Source organism: Clostridium putrefaciens (assembly GCF_900461105.1).
GTDB classification, from domain to species: Bacteria; Bacillota; Clostridia; order Clostridiales; family Clostridiaceae; genus Clostridium_L; species Clostridium_L putrefaciens.
The window spans coordinates 1,199,614-1,218,494 of record NZ_UFWZ01000001.1; the positions used below are offsets into that span (position 1 = coordinate 1,199,614).

An 18,881-nucleotide genomic window follows, 5' to 3' on the forward strand; every position below is an offset into this window, starting at 1 on the left:
TTAGATACCTCTCTTTCTTTTACGATTTATAAGAAAACTTGTGGTCTTAGCAGAAACTAACATTACAATTATTGTACTTATAAAACATACAAACAATATTTTGTGGAAATTATCTTTAAGTAAATTTATTGAAGTTATGAGACCAACTCCAGCTGGAATGAAGAAAAATGCTAAATTATCTAAGAAAAACTTGCTTACATTATTTATTTGTTCTAATCTTATAATATTAAACATTAAAGAAAGCAATAATATAATCATAGCAATAATATTTCCTGGTACAGGTACCTTAAAGATATTATGGATAAGTTCACCTAAAAGATAAAACGACAAAATAATCATAAGTTCTTTCAGAATCTTCATTTATACACCTCACTTTTTATTTCATATATACTTTATCATCTTTTTTAAAGAAATAAACCTTTGATTGAAAAGAAAAAATATATAAAAAAATTAGATTATTGAAACAAAACAGTAATTATGATAAAATTTGTTTTAAATACTAAGGTAAATATGAAGTAGTTAGTAGTATAATAAAGATATATCATATCCTATAATATTATTAGGATATTTAGGAAGGAGAGAAAACCTTGAGTAAGTATGGGTTAAGAGACAAAAGATTTTCTGAAGATGAGGTACAACTAAAAAGGGTAAGTATAAGCGGAAATATATGTGGGGAATTCGTTGAATTTTCTATGTCGCAGGTGTATGAAAATAACACAGATAGTAATATAGATGCTGTGTATATATTTCCACTCCCAGATACTGCAGTATTAAGTGGCTTTGAAGCAATTTTAGGAGGGAAGACTTTAAAGGCTATAGTAGAAGATAAAGAAGACTCGTATAAGATCTATGAAAATGCATTAGAGAGTGGAATAAACATTATAAGCATAGATCAAGATGAAGATAACGTATTCACAATATCCATAGGAAATATTTTACCTAATGAAACTGTTAAGATTAATATAACTTATATGGATCAGCTTTTATATGAAGATAATAGCTTTAAATTAATGATTCCAAATATAATAGCTCCTCAACCTATGGAGGATGAAGAGTTAAATAAAGAAAAGCCTCAATATAAGTTAAATATGAACTTATTAGTGGAATCCTTTAATAAATTAGATATATATTCACCTACACATGGAATTCATGTTAATAGAGAAGATGATACCTTGTGCAAAGTAACATTTAAAGAGGGCCAAATGCTTCATAAGGACTTTGTGTTAATGATGAAAGAAGTTGAAAATGAAGAGTACAGTGGTATGTTATACAATTATGATGGTATAAATGAAGAGGAGGGTATATTATACCTTAGACTTTATCCAAAACTTGATTATGAAGAGTCTCATGAGGGACAAAATTATGATTTTCTAATGGATATCTCTGATTCTATGGAAGGAGATAAACTTGAAGAAACAAAAAATGCACTTCATCTTTGTCTTAGAAATCTTGATGAGGGTGATGATTTTAATATAATAGCCTTTAGTAAGGATCTTAAAGTATTTTCTAAAAATGGTAAGGTACCTTATAATGATGAAAATTTACAAAAGGCTTCAGAATGGATAGATGAAATAAAGGTAGAACCAGGTGCAGATGTTTTTGAAAGCTTAAAATATGCTCTTCAAGAGAAGAATGTAGATGGGAATAGTACAATATTATTATTTACAGATGATATGGTAGAAGAGGAAGATGAAATAATAGATTATGTAAAAGAGAATATAGGGGATAATAGAATATTTACCTTTGGAGTAGATACGGTAGTTAATAGTTACTTTATAAACAAGATGGCTGAAATAGGTTATGGAAGACCTGAGTTTATATATGCAGGGGAAAGAATTGATGATATGGTATTAAGACAGTTTAATAGAATAACTAATCCGCAGGTAGATGTGTTATCTATTGACTGGGGTGCAATGAAAGTTCAAAGGACATATCCTACAACCATAGATTATCTCTATGATAGAGAACCTATTTCTATATTCGCAAAGGTTAGTGGCGAAATAGGAGGTAAGGTTACTATAAAAGGAAAAGTGGGAGAAGAAGAATATATAAAGACTATTGACCTAGATAAGCTAGATTTAGACGTCAATGCATACCTTATAGAAAAGGTATGGAGTAGAAAAAGGATAGAATCCCTTACAGAGAAGATTCGTGGAGAAAGAGGACCTTTGAAAGATTCTATGAGAGAAACTATAATAGAATTATCTAAAGAATACGGTATAATAAGTAAGGAGACTTCATTTGTTATGCTAGAACAAATGGAAGACCCAGTTCTTGGGATGTCTATGAACAATATTATACCAATACAAATATCAGAAGAAGCTATGAAAAATATATCTGAAGGCTATTTTCTTGATTCACCAAGCTTTTTTTATAAGGTAGATATAAGAGAAAAGATGATAGAAGAAGGTTTAGATAAAGAAAAGGCTAAAAAAGCAATAGTATACGATAGAGAAAATCTATTAAGAATAATTGCAAAAAATCAATTAGCAGATGGAGCCTTTTGTAATAAAAAAGAAGGAAATCTTCAACAAAAAATTGAGAGTACCGCTGTTAGTATATTGGCATTTACACTTGGAAAAGAAGATGTAAAGATTTATATGAATCAAATAAATAAAGCATTAAGATATGTTATAAAGGCCACAAAAGAAAATGAAAAGTTATTAAATGAAAGATTAACATATATTGTTGTATTAGCACTTAAGTCATCTATAGAAAAAAGATTAGTAAGGCAACCTAGTAGGTCAAAGATCGAAGATTATATAGAAATATTAAAAGATAAGATTAAAGAAAATAAATATATGCATATAGAAGATATTCTAACAATGGGAAAAAATTCAGAACTTAAAAATGCTACATCATCTATTATATCCTTAAACAAAGAAGAAAATGTAAGCGAAGAATCTTTAATAACATCTAAAGATACACAAAATATCTTAGATATTGCAAAGCGTGCTATACAAAAGACTTTATAATATAGGATAGAATTATATATAACTAAAAAAATAGAGCTTTATTTTAAAAGCTCTATTTCTTTTTCTATAGATTCATTTTTTAAATTACTTAGGAAAGACTCTTTTAAGCTTAATGATTTTTTAAACATTTCTAATGCCTTTTTTGAATCTCCTGTATTCTTTAGTACTAGACCGTAATAATAGTAAGCTTCGGGGAAGGTTACATTTTTAGTAAATAATATTTTGTATATATCTAAAGCCTTATCATATTGGCCTAAGTAATAATAGGTTTCTCCAAGGTTGTCCATTATAATGTTATTATTTTCATCATATTTTATAGCTTCTAGATTAAAGCTTAAAGCTTCCTCATAATCACCGCTTACAACAAGTAAGTAACCAAGGCTTTCATAAAGTGTAGTATTTTTATATTTTTCATAGGTGCTTTTTAAAATATTAATGCAAGTATCTAAGTTGCCATTTTTCCATTCTATTAATGAAGTTACCATATTATAATTCATTTCATCATTTAATTCTAGTGGAAGCTTTCTTTCATCTATAAGACTAATTACTTCATTTGCTTTATAAACATTACTATCTCTAAGAAGTATGTATGCATAATTAATTATAACTCTAGCTTTACAAGATTTTATATTTATAGCCTTGTCGTAGTATGATATAGTCTTATTTAAATTATCTTTTTTGAAATACTTATTTGCAATCATGGTATATATAAGATATCTTTTGACAAACAACTTAGAAGCAAAATAGCCTATAATAAATATATTACCCATAACTTTGCTGTAATTAAATGCAACTGAAGACCCTATAAATATAAATAATAATTCTAGTACTAACTTTAACGTAATTTTACCCATTAAAACTCCTCCAAATAAAATAAATTTAGACAATATATCAATTATACTATGGTTTCAATTATAGTGAAAGTTAATATAGAGTTATTTTAATTAAAAAGATATGTAAGAAAGGCTGGATTAACATGAATAAGAATCGTGAAATTAGATGGAAAGAAGATATTGAATATTTATCAAAAGAACTTCAAAAGAAACATAAAAACTTATTTTTTAAAAACTCGAAAAAGGTATTTGAAAATAATATAGAGGATTTAAAATGTAATCTTAAGTATTTCGATGATTATGAAATTTACATACAAATATCAAAGATTATTGCATCTATTAAAGATGCACATACTTCAGTTTCTTTACCTATTAGACTGTTGCTTCCTTTTCAGTGCTATTGGTTCTTTGATGGAGTATATATAACAGATATTACAAAAGAATATGAAGATATATTATATGGTAAAATGATAGCAATAAATGGTATGGATATGGAAAGTGTTATAGATAGATTATCTTCTATAATATCTTATGAAAATGATTCTTTTTTAAAGTCACAACTTCCAAAATATATACCAGCCATTGAACTTCTTTATGGACTTGAAATATTGGATGAAATTAATAGTGTAGAAATAACTATTCAATATAAAGATGGTACTAAAAAGAATGTCCAAATCAAATCGCTTCCGTTAACTGAAGCACAAAAAGAGCTAAATGATAAAAACTCTAATTCATTAAAGTATTATAAACTTCCATTGTATAGAAGAGATACTAATAAATATTATTGGTTTAATTATATAAAAGAAGAGGAAATAATATATTTCAAATATAATAGATGTAAAGATATGGAGATAGAAAGTGTGGTTTCTGTTGGTAAAAGAATAATTAAACTTATTAATAAAAATCCTATACAAAAGATTATAATAGATTTAAGAAATAATTTTGGAGGTAACTCTACTTTATTAGATACATTTATACAAGATTTAAGTAAAACCGACAAGATAAATAAAAAGGGAAGTATTTTTGTTATAGTCGGAAGAGAAAGCTTTTCATCAGCTTTACTTAATATGTTTTCCTTAAAAGAAAATACAAATGCTATATTTGTAGGAGAAGAATCAGGTGGAAAGCCTAACTGTTATGGAGAGGTAGAAAGATTTAGATTGATAAATTCAGGTCTTAATATATGCTATTCAACTAAATATTATGAACTTATTAGTGGCGAGGATCCGCATGCATTTATTCCTGATATAAAAATAGATTTAACTATAGATAATTATAAAAAAGCTGAAGATCCATGCCTTTCATATATTTTACGGGTATAATAGGATATTTAAATTATTTATCTTGAAAATAGTAAATTATAACTATACTATTTTCAAGATGTTTTAAAGGACCTTATGCATGTGAGTAGTAATGGTATAGGGAGGATTATTTTGAAGAAAGGTTTTGTATAAGCTTTAATTTTTCAGCTCTTGATAGTTGTTTTATTGCATATTCTCTTTTTTGAGCAGAGATTTTATCTAGATGTTTTTCAAAGTATACAAGCTCCACAGGAAGCCTACAACGTGTATATTTGGCACCCTTACCAATAGAGTGAGTAGCTAGCCTTTTTTCAATATCTACTGTCCAGCCAGTATATAAGGTGTTGTCAGAACATTTAAGTATATATATATAACACATATTTATCACCAATAAATATTATAGTTCATAAATTGGTTTTATGCACTATTCATTCTTTAGTACATCTTATATTTAGAAGAAAAAATAAGATATGGCATTTTAGGAAAGGGTATTTACAAAATATTGTTATGAATCTATAATGTACTTATAGGTCTTCAATGCAAAATGTGTAAACGGTTTTACATTGAAGGGGATAATATTATAAGGGGGCGAAGTCTTTGTTTAAAAAATTAAAGTCAAAAAGGTACATAGCATCTTTTGTATCCTTAATAATGATCTTAAGTTTCATTACTCCAATGGACTTAAAGGTTTTTGCTAGTGAAAAGGATGTGACAAATATCCAAGTTATTGCTACCTCAGATATGCATGGTAGGTTCATGCCTTATGATTATGCAACAGGTTCAGAAGACTTAAGTGGAAGTATGGTTCAAATATCGACGATGGTAAAAGAATTAAGACTTAAAAATCCAAATACTGTGTTAGTTGATAATGGTGATACGATACAAGATAACTCATCATCATTATTTTTAAAAGATGAAGTTCATCCAATGGTTCTAGCTATGAATGAAATGGAATATGATGTTTGGAATCTTGGAAATCATGAATTTAATTATGGTATGGATACACTTAAAACTGTAAGTTCTAAATTTACTGGAGAAGTTTTATGTGGGAATGTATTTGATTCCGGTAACAATCCAATAGCAAGCTCTTATAAAATAATAGAAAAAGACGGGGTTAAGATAGGAATAATTGGAATGGTAACTCCACATGTCATGAAATGGGATTCGGAAAATTTAAAGGGATACACTGCAACAAATCCTGCTGAGGAAGCTAAAAAGGTAGCAGAAGCATTAAGAGGCCAAGTTGATATTATGATAGGCTTAATTCATGCAGGAATTGATGAGGAGTATGGTAATGGAGACTCTGCAAGAGAACTTGCTAAAGCTGTTCCAGATCTTGCAGCCATAGTAGCAGGACATGCTCACTCAACTATACAAGGGGAAAGAGAAGGGGATGTTATTATAACAGAACCTTACAGACAAGCTAACGCACTTTCAGTTATAGATATTAAAGTTACTGAAAAAGATGGCAAAAAGGTTATAGAAAATAGAAAAGATGACGTAAAGTCAAAGGTTGTTTCAGTCTCACCTAAAGGTGGCAAGCCTGCTTTAGTAGATGCAAATTTAGTGAATAAATTAAAACCTCAACATGATAGAGCTATAGCTGATGCAAAAGCAGTTATTGGAGAATTAAAGGGTGGAGATTTAGCACCAAAATCAGAAATAAAGGACATACCGCAAGCTCAACTTGAGCCTACAGCTATGATAGACCTTATAAATAAGGTTCAAATGTTTTACGGAAATGCTGATGTGTCATCTGCAGCTTTATTTAGAGACACTGCGAATATGAAAGAAGGACCAATAACTAAATCAGGTACTACATCAATATATAAGTTTGATAATACTTTAAGAGTATTAAAAGTCAATGGAAAACAATTAAAAAGATATATGGAATGGTCTGCTACTTATTATAATACATTTAAGCCAGGAGATTTAACTATATCTTTTAATCAAAATGTAAGAAATTATAACTATGATATGTTTAGAGGAGTTAAGTATAATATAGACATATCAAAAGAAGCAGGAAGTAGAATAGTAGACTTAACTCATATGGATGGAACACCTATTAAAGACAATGAGATAATAAAGCTTGCAGTAAATGATTATAGAGCTAATACTACACTGCTAAATGATCAAACAGGACTATTCAAAGGTGAAAATGTAGAAGTTATCTATGATTCTTTTAAAACTATGGGTGATGATGGAAGAATAAGAGACTTAATAAAAAAATATATAGTAGAAGAGAAGAAAGGAATTATAACTCCAGAAAAAGATGAAAATTGGGCTTTAACAGGATATAAGTGGGATGCTTCTGATAGAGCTTCCGTAATTAAATTAATTAATGAAGGTAAATTAAATATACCAAGATCAGAAGATGGAAGAACTCCAAACGTAAAGTCTATAACGACTAAAGACTTATTGATGCTAGATAATAACATTGTAGATATTTTATCTCTAAATGATTTCCATGGAGCATTAAAATGCGAAGGTAAAAATATAGGAGCTGCAAAGCTTGCAGGGGAAATAAATAGACTAAAAGTTGAAAATCCTAACACAATAGTAGTTGCAGCTGGTGACTTATTCCAGGGAAGTCCAATGTCCAATTTAAAGAAGGGTGAACCAGTAGCAAAGTTCTTAAAGTTAATAGGACTTGAAGTTTCAGCAGTAGGTAACCACGAGTTTGATTGGGGACAAGATTTAATACCTGGATGGGCAAAAACAGGAGGATTTGATTTTCTAGCAACTAATATTTATGATAAAGCAACAGGAGAGCCAGTAGAATGGGCTAATCCTTATAAGGTTATTGAAAAAGGTGGAAAGAGAATAGCATTTATAGGAATCGCTACTCCGGAAACAGCTTACAAGACAAAACCTGAAAATGTTAAAAATATTGAATTTAAAGACCCAGTAGAAAGTGTAAATACTTGGGCTAAAAAGATAAGAGAAACCGAAAATGTAGATGCTATTATAGCACTTACTCACTTAGGAGCTTCACAAGATTCTAAGACAAAAGAAATTACAGGGGAAGCAGCAAACTTAGCTAAGAATGCTAATGGAATTGATGCTGTTATAAGTGCTCACTCTCATCAATATGTAAATGGAATAGTAAATGGAATTCCAGTTGTACAAGCTAGAAATAACGGAAGAGCCTTAGCTAAATTATCTTTAGAATTTAATAAGGATAGTGGAAAGTTATCTAAGGTTATGAATAGTGTAGAAGATTTATATTTAAGAAAAGATTTAGTTGAAGATCCAGAAGTTAAAAAAATGTATGATGGATATAATAAAGAATTAGAACCAATTTTAAATGAAGAAATAGCCACTTTAGATACAGACTTAACACATAATAGAGACGACGGACTGTCAGTACTTGGCCAGTTTACAACAAAGCTTATGGCTGAAGCTGCAGGAGTTCAAATAGGGATAACTAATGGTGGAGGAATAAGAACACCTATAGATAAAGGTAATATAACTATGGGTAAGATGTATGAAGTATTCCCCTTTGATAATACACTTGTAACTATGAAGCTTAAAGGTTCAGATCTTAAAAAGGCAATAGAACATGGTATAATGCCTGAAGGATTTGGTTGGGGACAATTTTACGGTATAAAAGTATATTATGATAAGGATGCAAAGGCTGGAGAGCGGGTTACATCTATGAGATTATTAGATGGTACCCCAATAGATATGGTAAAATACTATACAGTAGTTACTAATGACTTTATGATGGATAAAGGTGATAATTATGACTTTTCAAATGCTATTGATGTAGTGGATACTGGAGAGCCCATAAGAGATTCTATGGTTAAGATAATAAAATCTATGGGACATGTATCTTTTAAATATGAAGATCATTTAATAGCAGGAGAAGATGCTACTATAGATGAACCAAAGGGTAATCAAGGACAAAATCCAAAAGAAGACTTAGATAAGCCTGAAAGTGGAACGATTATAGCAGATAAAGATTCAAAAATAGCAATTAATAAAATAAATTTACCAAAGACAGGTTCAATAGTAGGGGTATCACAACTAATAACATTAGGATCACTTATTGTATTAGTTGGAATATATTTATTCTTAAATGATAAATATAAAAAGAAAAAAGAAGATGTAGCATAATAATTTTAACTGGGAAAATAAGTATCTTAATTAATTAAGGTACTTATTTTTTATTATAAATATAAATTAGCAATAACTTTTATTTATCCAACATAAACTTACTAAAAGAAAAGTATAAATAGTATAGGGGTGATAAAATGTTTATTGTTATAAAGAAAAAACAAATAATTGTGGGACTGATAATCATTATAATCTGCATTATTTCTATCTTTGGAATAATTTATCTTAAGGGTAAAAATACTTTTAATGAAACCTACACTAATTATGTTGCTATTAGTGTAGATGATATTGGATGCAAGGGAAGGGACTTAAGTCCCTTCCATATATCTATTTAATTATTAATATTTTTAATGTATATACCATTTTTACGATATCCTTTTTTCTTACCCAATAGTTTGTAACAAATCTCATATCACAATCTTCAGGAGGTTTTATTTTTATTCCATTTTCATGGTCAAATTTAAGATTTCCAATCATATCATTTAAGGCTACAATGGAAGCTACAGCTAAAAATCCTTACTGTCTAAGACCACCACCCATAAGTTGTCTATTCTTCCTAGACTTATTTATAAAATCCTTATTTCAAGGTAAGATTGAACCCACAGGAGCACATAGTCCTTTTAAGAAACAAATATTAGAACGTGACAGTAATTAGTTCTTTCGTTTGGGTCTTTTTTAAATTAGTTATGTGTTGTATATCACATTATGTGACATAATATTAAAAACTTATGAATATTTTAATGAATTATTGTAAAAGTTCAATTATAATTTATATGTGGGATTTAAATTAAGGGGGATTTGTAATGCAAAATAAAAAGGTATATCATGGCTTAGCCATATTACTTATGTTTATATGGGGACTATCCTATTTAAGCATTAAGGTAGTAGTTTCAGAAATTGAGCCTACACTTGTGGCATTTTATAGATTCTTAATAGCATCTATAATTTTATATACTATAATGAAATTAAAGTATCCAGAGGAAAAGGTATTAAAAGAAGATAAGTTAAAAATGATGATTGGAGGATTCTTTGGAGTAGCATTATATTTCTTTTTTGAAAATTATGCTGTATCATTTACGTCTGCTTCAAATGTATCAATACTTATATCATCAATACCAATATTTACATTATTATCACAAAGAATAATATTTAAAGAAAAGCTTACTACATTTAAAATATTAGGAGCTACTTTAAGTGTTATAGGAATAATAATAGTTGTTTCAAGTAAAGACAAGGTTAATTTATTTTCTTCAGGAACATTAGGGGATTTAATGGCTCTTGGAGCTGCTATAAGTTGGGTTATATATAATATAGTAACTAGTAAGTTTAAAGGTGAATATAAGAGTATAACTATAAGTGCTTATCAGACTATATTTGGAACAATTTTTCTAAGTCCTGCTTTACTAATATCAAAACCAACCATGCCTTCAAATTTAGCTATTATCAATATACTTTACCTTTCTATAGCATGTTCCGTTGCAGGATATATAATATATATATTTTGTTTAAAGAAACTAGGGCCAACGGTTATAACTACATATATCAATTTACAACCAATAATAAGTTTATCAGCATCAGCACTTATATTAAAAGAGAGTGTTGCTTTTATACAGGTAATAGGGAGTATAATTATAATTACAGGAGTATTCCTGGTTAATTTTGAGGATAAGTTTAGTAAAAAGACGTTTGAAAAGTCTATATAAAATAAAAAAAATATACTTCTAATATTAGAAGTATATTTTTTTATTAGTATTTCTTTTTAATTTTGACTTAAAAAACAATACAAGAACTGTTATTATTATTATAGAAATTAAGGTTCCGATATAAAGAAGTAAATTAGCCTTTATTAAATCGGATGTTGAGACCTTAGGATATAATGCATATTTTTTTGAAACTAAAGGTTCTTTTAATGTTAGTTTAGCAGCACTGAGATTCTTGTTCAATTTCCAAGGATTAAGTCCTACTGTATTAATATCTTTTTTAATAGACTGCGTATTTATAGGATTTTCATAATACTCAATATCTTCCTTTAAAGTTAAAGGAACATCTATGGTCTTAGAAGGACCAAAAATCCCAAAGGATTTATATTGTATTGGCAAAGTTTCAATAATGTCACCTTTACTAATAAGAGTAGTTTTTTTTGCACTATAGCTAGCATCTATAATCTTTTCAGTATCATTGAATATAGCTAAATCTTCACTATCAAATATAGATTTTAAAACTACAGATACAAGTCTTCTTCCATCTCTTTCATATATTGAAACAAAACACTTGCCAGCTTCAGAAGTATAACCGGTCTTTCCACCTATGTTACCTTTTTGTCCTAAAAACTTATTTCTATTTTCTACTAAAAATTTATCTTTATTAGGGAGTTCTATAGAATCCTTTTTTATAGATAAGGTTTCTCTAACCCACGAATTATCATAAGATTTTTTACCTAATATGGCTATGTCTAAGGCGGTACTATAGTGATTTTCATCATGTAAACCATTTGCAGTTACAAAATTTGTGCTTTTCATTCCGAATTCTTTAGCTTTTTCATTCATCATTTCAATAAATATATCAGAATCAGTAGCTACATTATCTGCTATTATATAAGCAGAATCATTAGCAGAATATAATAAAAGTGCCTTCATAACATCGTTAGATGTCATAGTTGAACCTACATCAATAGGCTTTACACTAGCGTTTAAAGAATAAGCTGGTTGCTTTTTAGCACTTTTAGTATAGGTTAAAACATCCTCCTTGCTTTTGTTTTCAGCAAGTAATATAGCTGTCATAAGTTTTGTTGTACTTGCAGGATACATTTTATCCTCTGAATTAAGATCGAGTATGACTTCCATAGTATCCATGTCAACAACTACAGCAGATTTGGCATAAATCTTTGGAACTTGTACAGCATCAGCTTTAGCAGAAATCATAGGTGAAAATAAACTTAATGATAATGCAAAAACCATACTTTTTACTAAAGTAATCTTTTTCATGAAATTTCTCCTTTTTAACTTTAATTATCTTCAAATATTATTAATATTTTGAGATTATAGTTATAGAACTTTTATTTTTAAATATCATTTACGTATTACAATGTTATTTAAAATAATATTATATAATTTAAGATAATATTATATAATTTAATATGAGCGTCTAAAACCTTCATCAGTATAACATTTTTAAAAAAATAAAACAACCATAATAGAGGTGGTACCAGGGCAATTGCATCCTTATATTGTAATGAGCTAAAGTTTAATCATATTTTGGTAGTATAAGGATATTGTTGCACTTGAAAATATAGAAGTTTAATATAACGTTTACTTAAGATATTAGAACTGTAATAACTTTATGAAAACGATGTTTCTATTGGATTGAAGTTAAAACCTTTCTTAAATAATCATTATCCCAACCGGATTTGAGTCTTTTAGCTTTTACACCAATCTTTACTGATTTTTCATTTTTTAATAAGTTTAAAGCTATATGCCTTAAGATGGCAAAGTTTTCAGCTGCATTTTCAATTCTTATTCTGCTATCATCTTCTCTAAAAGCAATATCTAAAATCCAATGTAAGCTATTCTCTATTCCCCAATGTTTTCTAATGGCATCAGCAACCTTTTCAACATTTTCTGTTAAGCTCGAAATATAATACCTTCTTTCTTTAGATGTTTTATCGCCTATGGTTCTTTCAGATTCAACCATAATTATACTATTTAGGTTTTTCCACTCTGACTTCTGTGAAAGCCAGTTTAAATCGTTAATTAAGTAATGTTTACGTGTTTCAATTCTGCCATGATCTTTGTTAGTAGTCTTGAAAAAACTATATTCAACATCAGCAAATTTATTCTTAGATTCTTCTTCAAAAAAGTATTTTATATCGTTGGAAAAGTTTTTATGATTACCTTTTAAAGCTAAAACATAATCTCCGCCCTTTTTGATTATTTTTTTAGCTATATTTTTTTGAGTACCCATAGCATCAATTGTTACTATAGATTTATTTATATCTATCTTATCTAATAATTCTGGAATTGCTGTTATTTCATTTGATTTATCATTAACCTTTATCTGACCTAAAACTAAACCTAACTGATTTGACCATGCACTTACCATATGAATAGCTGATTTATTGTTACTTGTATCAAAGGAATGCCTAACTGTCTTGCCATCTATGGCAATTACGTCACCAGTAACTTTATCAGAAATATCTTTGATCCACTTAATAAACGCTTCCTGAAATTCTTTTGGATTAATAATAGAAAATACTCTTCCAAAAGTATCATGGGATGGTATCCCATGATTAAGCTCTAAGAATGTTGAAAACCACTCTTGTTTTGATGTGCCATATTGAGCTATATCTGTCCATGTATCGGCTCCGCATATTATTGCACAAGTTGCTATTGTTAGTATATCAATAAGCTTATGTTTTGAATTATTATCTCTTGGGTCTGAAATGCTTATAAAAGAATTTGAAAGTTCGTGATACATAATTATAAAAATCCCCTTTACATTAGTAATATTATTAAATAAATTCTACTATGTAAAGGGATTTAACTCAAGTTTTTAAATGCAATTGCCCTGAGGTGGTACAATGAGTATACAAGATATAAAAAGTGTATTTAATAAAAGAAAAGCTGGTATAATGGGTGACTTTAAGAAAAGCTCTGTAATGATTTTATTAGAAAATACAAATGGAGTAACCTATATAATATTTGAAGTTAGAGCATTAACATTAAGACATCAACCAGGAGATGTGTGTCTTCCAGGCGGAAAGATCGAAAAAGGTGAATCACCAAAAGAAGCTGCTATAAGAGAAACTATGGAGGAATTAAATCTAATAAGAAAAGACATAGAATACATAGGAGAAATGGATTACTTTATAACTCCTTATGGAAGCATTATGTATACCTTTGTAGGTGAGTTTATAGGTAATAAGGATATAATTCCAAGTCCTTATGAAGTAGATCATATATTTAAGGTGCCACTAGAATTCTTCTTAGAGGAAGAACCAATTTTTTATGAAATGGAGATAGGGCCTAAAAGTACAGAGGGATTTCCTTTTGAATTAATAAATAAGGGAGAAAGTTATAATTTTTCTAAGGGGATATTATCACAGTACTTTTATAAGTATGAAAACCATGTTATATGGGGATTTACTGCTAGGATAGTAAAAGGGTTTGTAGATATTATAAAGAAAGATTATAAGTAATAAATATTGACATGAGGGGTTAGTAAATTTATAAATACTTTTTGAAGATTTAAATAAAAGCTTAATAAAAGACTGTTAGTATTATAACGTTTACCCATCTACTTTAAGATTTAACATAAAAAATATTAATTTATAGGGATTTTTAGAAGAAAATATTCATATATTTTAATAGATGTAATTAAAGAAGGGAGTAAATATAATGGAAGAAAAAAAAGGTCTATCTAGTACAGCTTATGGAGGTGTTAAAGGAGAAGATTATATACCTTATATTTCTGTAAAAGATGCATTCTCTGAAATAACTGTTATATCTATAGTTTTTGGGTGTATAGTTGCTATTATTTTTGGTGCCGCTAATACTTATCTTGGTCTAAAGGTAGGGATGACTATAGCAGCTGGTATTCCTTCAGCTATTATAGCAACATCAATATTAAAAGGAATATTTAAAAAGAATAATATATTAGAAACAAATATTATTCAATCTATGGCATGTATGGGAGAGTCCCTTGCGGGAGGATTAATTTTTATTATTCCTGCGGTTATAGTATTAGGTAACGAATTAAAATTAACGACTATTATTTTAGTTGCTATATTAGGAGGATTACTTGGGATTTTATTTGTTATTCCAATTAGAAAATATTTAATTGTTGAAGAACATGGAAATCTTATATATCCTGAATCTATGGCTACTGCTGAAGTTCTTGTAAACAGTAGTGCAGGTGGAAGTGGCTTTAAAAACATGATGACAGGACTTTTAGGTGGGGGTATATATAAGTTCTTCTCTGGTGCATTTCAATTGTGGGGAGAATCTCCAGTATGGATTATAAAGCCATTTCATGGAACGATGTTTGGAATAGATGCTATGGCATCCCTAGTTGGTGTTGGTTATATTGTTGGAATACAAATAGCTACCTATATGTTTGCAGGAGCTTTAGTTGCTAATTTCACATTAGTACCATTAATAAAATACTTTGGAGATAGTATAAATACTGTAATATTTCCATCAGTAAAATTAATTTCTGAAATGACAGCAAAAGAAATTTCAACTTCCTATGTAAAGTATATAGGTGCAGGGGCAGTAGCGGCTGGTGGACTTATAAGTATAATAAAATCTATGCCAACTATAGTAAGATCTTTTAAAACAGCTTTATCAGGTATGAAATCTAATGCGAATATGTCAAAAGATGAGGACTTACCAATAACATGGGTTATAGGTGGTTCTGTATTAGTATTTGTTGCATCTTGGATTATGCCAAAGACAGTTGGAACAGGCTGGCTTGGTGCTATACTTGGAATTATATGTTCATTCTTTTTTGCAGTAGTTTCTGCTAGAATAGTAGGACTTATAGGTACTTCAAATAATCCTATATCAGGTATGACTATTGCATCTTTATTGTTTATAACAGGAATATTAAAGGCTACAGGGAAAGTTGGAGATGCAGGTATGTTAGCAGCAATAATAACAGCATCTATAGTTTGTGTAGCTGCAGCTGTAGCGGGTGGATCAGCACAAAGCTTGAAAACTACATTTATTATAGGAGGAACGCCTAAAAAGGTTGAAATTAGTATGTTCATAGCTATAGTTGCATCATCTGTCGTTATAGGAGCTGTAATACTTATGCTAAGTAATGTTTATGGCTTAGGATCAACAGCTGTACCAGCTCCTCAAGCTAATATGATGGCTATGATTGTGCAAGGTGTTATGAGTGGAGAATTACCGTGGACACTTGTTATAGCTGGAATGACTCTTGCATTTATGTGTGAACTTATGGGAATACCAGTGCTTCCTTTCGCATTAGGATTATATTTACCAATAAACCTAAGTGCAGGTGTATTAATAGGTGGTATTTTAAGAGTACTTGTAGAAAAGAAATATAAGAAAAATGAAAATCAACTTAAGATTCAAAATGAAAAAGGAATACTTACCGCATCGGGTTTAGTTGCTGGAGATGCTTTGGTTGGCATAATAATAGCAATCTTTGCAGCATTAAAATTAGATTCAGCTCTTGCAATAGGACCTAAAATAATACCGAATTTAGCTGGGAGTAACTGGACGTCAGCAGCGGTGTTATTTATATTTGCTACATTATTTTATAGGCATACTGTTAAAGTAGATAATAATTAGTAAAATAGGAGAGCTAAGCTCTCCTAAAGTTTTAGGAGGATCATATATGTCAAAATTATCATCAAGTGAAGTAAAGAATGAATCTGATAATTTTCTTCTTTACATTCCAATAATAAAACATGATTTATATGAGGTAAGAAAAGGAAACGTTTATCTTATATTTATACACGATAAACCTTTAGAAAAGGTATTAAGATGGCTTGTGAAAAGACCTTATAAAAGTGAGGTTCAGCTTGATATTATAGGTAGTGAAGTTTGGCTTTTAATAGATGGAAAAAGTAATATACATGATATCGGAAGAATGCTTTTTAAAAAATTTGGAGATGATTGTTACCCTATATATGATAGGCTTATTTTATATCTCAAATATTTAAATAAAAAAGGTTGGATATCATTTAAGAAAGATGAAACTATAAGTTTATAAAAAAGATTCTAATATAGATAGCAATTATAGACAGCAATAAAAAGATAAGAGTAGCCTTTATTATTTGTAGAGCTACTCTTAAGATTTACCTAAAACTAAAATGCTTAGTTAAATAATCACTTTTTTTTAGATAATACTAGGAAGCTTATAATTATAAAAAATATGTAAGCGAAAGGAATAAGTATGCTTATAAGCCCAGAAGTTAAAAAGAATTTTGTATATACAAATAGTATTAAAGAAATTAAAGACCAAAATAAAGAAGTATAGGACATTATATTGTTAGTTTTACGCCAGGAAGCGGGATCTTTCATATCTCCCACTATAGCATCATGTTTTTTATTTTCCTTTGAAGAGGATACAAATAAAAACTTAAAATATAAAAAACACAACAGGTTAATAATAAGTATAACTAAAAATACATAGGACATAGAAATACTTGTAATATTCATATAATCACCACCATAAGATTTATAAACTTATTGTTTCCAAAAATTTATAGATAATACACCTTTAATGTTTAATATATAAAATAGAATATTAAATCAAAATTATAAAGTCATAGTCTAATCATATTTCTTTTGTTTTAAAAATAGAATGTTTACTATTAAAGCTTTTAATGATAAACTTAATATAATATAAATTTAATATAGAATATATAAGGGAATACGGTTGAATCCCGTAGCAGCCCCCGCTACTGTAAGCATGGACTAAGGTAATAGCCACTGGATTTTCTGGGAAGGCTACCAAGAGGAAGAAGTGCAAGCCAGGATATCTTATATTTTCTTTAACACATCTAAAAGTAATTAAATATATAAGGGATACTAGTATACTTTATTTTTATTTCTTTAAGATGCATAAATTTAAATTACCTTCGGAGGGAAGGTAGAGATTTAAAAACTTTGAATCTTTGCCGAACTTTTAAGTTCGGCTTTTTGCATTTTGACAAAAATTATGTAAGTAATAGCTAATCTAAGATTCAAATTCAACTATTATCTAAAGATAGTTTTTTAAAAATTAAGAAACAAAACACCTTAAAGGACGTGGCTTTATTGAAAAGATATCATACTATGACAACAATTATTATAAATCTTATTATGCTATTTATTTCGCTTTTAACTAACAATTTTATTATATTAACATCAATACTTATATGGAATCTTACAGTAGCTTATTTATACAATGGATTTTACAAATATAAAAGATCCTTGCCTTATCTTTTCTCATTAGCATTAGCGACTTTAATTATAAATTCATTCTTTGTACAGGCGGGAAATACTAAATTAATAACCATTTTAGGAAGGCAGATAAATTTAGAGGTAATAGTTTATGCCCTTATAATGAGTTATAAAATACTAATAGTATTTGTTATATTTATTTCATTAGAACTTATGATAGATTCTGATAAAGCAGTTTCATATTTCTCAAACAAATTACCAAAGACTTCACTTATGATGCTAATAGGAATTAAACTTATACCTAATATGGAAAATAGATTAAATACTCTTAAAGATATATACACTATAAGAGGACTTGATTATAAAGTAAAAGGTATCAGTGCTAGAATAAAAAGTTCTATTCCAATACTTTCAATACTCCTTGAAGATTCTTTAGAAAACTCTTTTGATATAGCAGAATCTTGTTACATAAGAGGTTCACTTAGAGGAAATAGAGGAATATACGAAAAGGAAGAATATCTTTTTAGTGATATTTTAGTTATATCAATGTCAGCTATAAGTTTTATTAGCTACCTTATAATATCTAAATATTATAAGGTTAACTTTGATATCTACAATGACTTTAAAGAACTAAATATGATATCAATATATTCAGTAACTATAGGCAGTATAATAATACTTAGTGCTATTATAAACCTTTTAACAATAAAAAGTATAATCACTAGAAAGGAAAACTAA

General features: G+C 28.6%; 14 protein-coding genes and 1 riboswitch. Of the genes, 9 read left to right on the forward strand and 5 right to left on the reverse strand.

Features of this window, described 5'->3' with window-relative positions; translation table 11 throughout:
• A complete protein-coding gene (locus DY168_RS05130) occupies nt 1–360 on the reverse strand; it encodes a CidA/LrgA family protein (protein WP_115640787.1) in 360 nt (119 codons plus the stop codon).
• Between the two features lie 227 nt (nt 361–587).
• On the opposite strand from DY168_RS05130, the gene DY168_RS05135 reads away from it, so the two are divergent.
• Nucleotides 588–2,975 (forward strand): VIT domain-containing protein, encoded by a 2,388-nt coding sequence (locus tag DY168_RS05135; protein ID WP_115640788.1) that lies wholly within the window; start codon nt 588–590, stop codon nt 2,973–2,975.
• A gap of 38 nt (nt 2,976–3,013) precedes the next feature.
• Here the strand turns inward: DY168_RS05135 and DY168_RS05140 are convergent, their stop codons facing one another.
• The gene (locus DY168_RS05140; RefSeq protein WP_115640789.1) at nt 3,014–3,829 is read right to left on the reverse strand and encodes a tetratricopeptide repeat protein; all 816 of its coding nucleotides are present in this window, start codon (nt 3,827–3,829) and stop codon (nt 3,014–3,016) included.
• Nucleotides 3,830–3,951: 122 nt separating this feature from the next.
• Between DY168_RS05140 and DY168_RS05145 the strand changes: the two genes are divergently transcribed.
• Nucleotides 3,952–5,130 (forward strand): S41 family peptidase, encoded by a 1,179-nt coding sequence (locus DY168_RS05145; RefSeq protein ID WP_115640790.1) that lies wholly within the window; start codon nt 3,952–3,954, stop codon nt 5,128–5,130.
• Between the two features lie 106 nt (nt 5,131–5,236).
• Here DY168_RS05145 and DY168_RS05150 read toward each other — a convergent pair whose 3' ends face one another.
• On the reverse strand, nt 5,237–5,488 hold the full coding sequence (locus tag DY168_RS05150) for a GIY-YIG nuclease family protein (RefSeq protein WP_115640791.1): 252 nt from the start codon (nt 5,486–5,488) through the stop codon (nt 5,237–5,239).
• 218 nt (nt 5,489–5,706) lie between these two features.
• On the opposite strand from DY168_RS05150, the gene DY168_RS05155 reads away from it, so the two are divergent.
• The 3 genes from DY168_RS05155 (at nt 5,707) to DY168_RS05165 (ending at nt 10,931) form a co-directional block, all read left to right on the forward strand.
• The gene (locus tag DY168_RS05155) at nt 5,707–9,228 is read left to right on the forward strand and encodes a 5'-nucleotidase C-terminal domain-containing protein (protein WP_115640792.1); all 3,522 of its coding nucleotides are present in this window, start codon (nt 5,707–5,709) and stop codon (nt 9,226–9,228) included.
• Nucleotides 9,229–9,365: 137 nt separating this feature from the next.
• Nucleotides 9,366–9,563 carry a hypothetical protein gene (locus tag DY168_RS05160; RefSeq protein WP_115640793.1) on the forward strand — a complete coding sequence of 66 codons (198 nt, stop codon included), beginning with the start codon at nt 9,366–9,368 and terminating at the stop codon, nt 9,561–9,563.
• A 468-nt stretch (nt 9,564–10,031) separates the two neighbouring features.
• Entirely contained in the window at nt 10,032–10,931 is a 900-nt protein-coding gene (locus tag DY168_RS05165; RefSeq protein ID WP_115640794.1) for a DMT family transporter, read from the forward strand.
• Between the two features lie 24 nt (nt 10,932–10,955).
• On the opposite strand, the gene DY168_RS05170 is transcribed toward DY168_RS05165, so the two are convergent.
• The gene (locus tag DY168_RS05170) at nt 10,956–12,212 is read right to left on the reverse strand and encodes a D-alanyl-D-alanine carboxypeptidase family protein (RefSeq protein WP_115640795.1); all 1,257 of its coding nucleotides are present in this window, start codon (nt 12,210–12,212) and stop codon (nt 10,956–10,958) included.
• A 370-nt stretch (nt 12,213–12,582) separates the two neighbouring features.
• Nucleotides 12,583–13,701 carry an ISAs1 family transposase gene (locus DY168_RS05175; RefSeq protein WP_115640421.1) on the reverse strand — a complete coding sequence of 373 codons (1,119 nt, stop codon included), beginning with the start codon at nt 13,699–13,701 and terminating at the stop codon, nt 12,583–12,585.
• Nucleotides 13,702–13,804: 103 nt separating this feature from the next.
• On the opposite strand from DY168_RS05175, the gene DY168_RS05180 reads away from it, so the two are divergent.
• The 4 genes from DY168_RS05180 (at nt 13,805) to DY168_RS05200 (ending at nt 18,881) form a co-directional block, all read left to right on the forward strand.
• A complete protein-coding gene (locus DY168_RS05180) occupies nt 13,805–14,422 on the forward strand; it encodes an NUDIX hydrolase (protein WP_115640796.1) in 618 nt (205 codons plus the stop codon).
• Between the two features lie 199 nt (nt 14,423–14,621).
• Entirely contained in the window at nt 14,622–16,544 is a 1,923-nt protein-coding gene (locus tag DY168_RS05185) for an OPT family oligopeptide transporter (RefSeq protein ID WP_115640797.1), read from the forward strand.
• Between the two features lie 46 nt (nt 16,545–16,590).
• Complete coding sequence (locus tag DY168_RS05190) at nt 16,591–16,968, forward strand: PqqD family protein (protein ID WP_115640798.1); 378 nt, start codon at nt 16,591–16,593, stop codon at nt 16,966–16,968.
• Nucleotides 16,969–17,585: 617 nt separating this feature from the next.
• Nucleotides 17,586–17,762: riboswitch (cobalamin riboswitch) on the forward strand.
• A gap of 255 nt (nt 17,763–18,017) precedes the next feature.
• A complete protein-coding gene (locus DY168_RS05200) occupies nt 18,018–18,881 on the forward strand; it encodes an energy-coupling factor transporter transmembrane component T (protein ID WP_115640800.1) in 864 nt (287 codons plus the stop codon).

Coding starts and splice junctions, on each gene's coding strand:
- DY168_RS05130 (WP_115640787.1), bottom strand. CDS start 360: ATGAAGATTCTGAAAGAACTTATGATTATTTTGTCGTTTTATCTTTTA.
- DY168_RS05140 (WP_115640789.1), bottom strand. CDS start 3,829: ATGGGTAAAATTACGTTAAAGTTAGTACTAGAATTATTATTTATATTT.
- DY168_RS05145 (WP_115640790.1), top strand. CDS start 3,952: ATGAATAAGAATCGTGAAATTAGATGGAAAGAAGATATTGAATATTTA.
- DY168_RS05150 (WP_115640791.1), bottom strand. CDS start 5,488: ATGTGTTATATATATATACTTAAATGTTCTGACAACACCTTATATACT.
- DY168_RS05160 (WP_115640793.1), top strand. CDS start 9,366: ATGTTTATTGTTATAAAGAAAAAACAAATAATTGTGGGACTGATAATC.
- DY168_RS05165 (WP_115640794.1), top strand. CDS start 10,032: ATGCAAAATAAAAAGGTATATCATGGCTTAGCCATATTACTTATGTTT.
- DY168_RS05170 (WP_115640795.1), bottom strand. CDS start 12,212: ATGAAAAAGATTACTTTAGTAAAAAGTATGGTTTTTGCATTATCATTA.
- DY168_RS05175 (WP_115640421.1), bottom strand. CDS start 13,701: ATGTATCACGAACTTTCAAATTCTTTTATAAGCATTTCAGACCCAAGA.
- DY168_RS05180 (WP_115640796.1), top strand. CDS start 13,805: ATGAGTATACAAGATATAAAAAGTGTATTTAATAAAAGAAAAGCTGGT.
- DY168_RS05185 (WP_115640797.1), top strand. CDS start 14,622: ATGGAAGAAAAAAAAGGTCTATCTAGTACAGCTTATGGAGGTGTTAAA.
- DY168_RS05190 (WP_115640798.1), top strand. CDS start 16,591: ATGTCAAAATTATCATCAAGTGAAGTAAAGAATGAATCTGATAATTTT.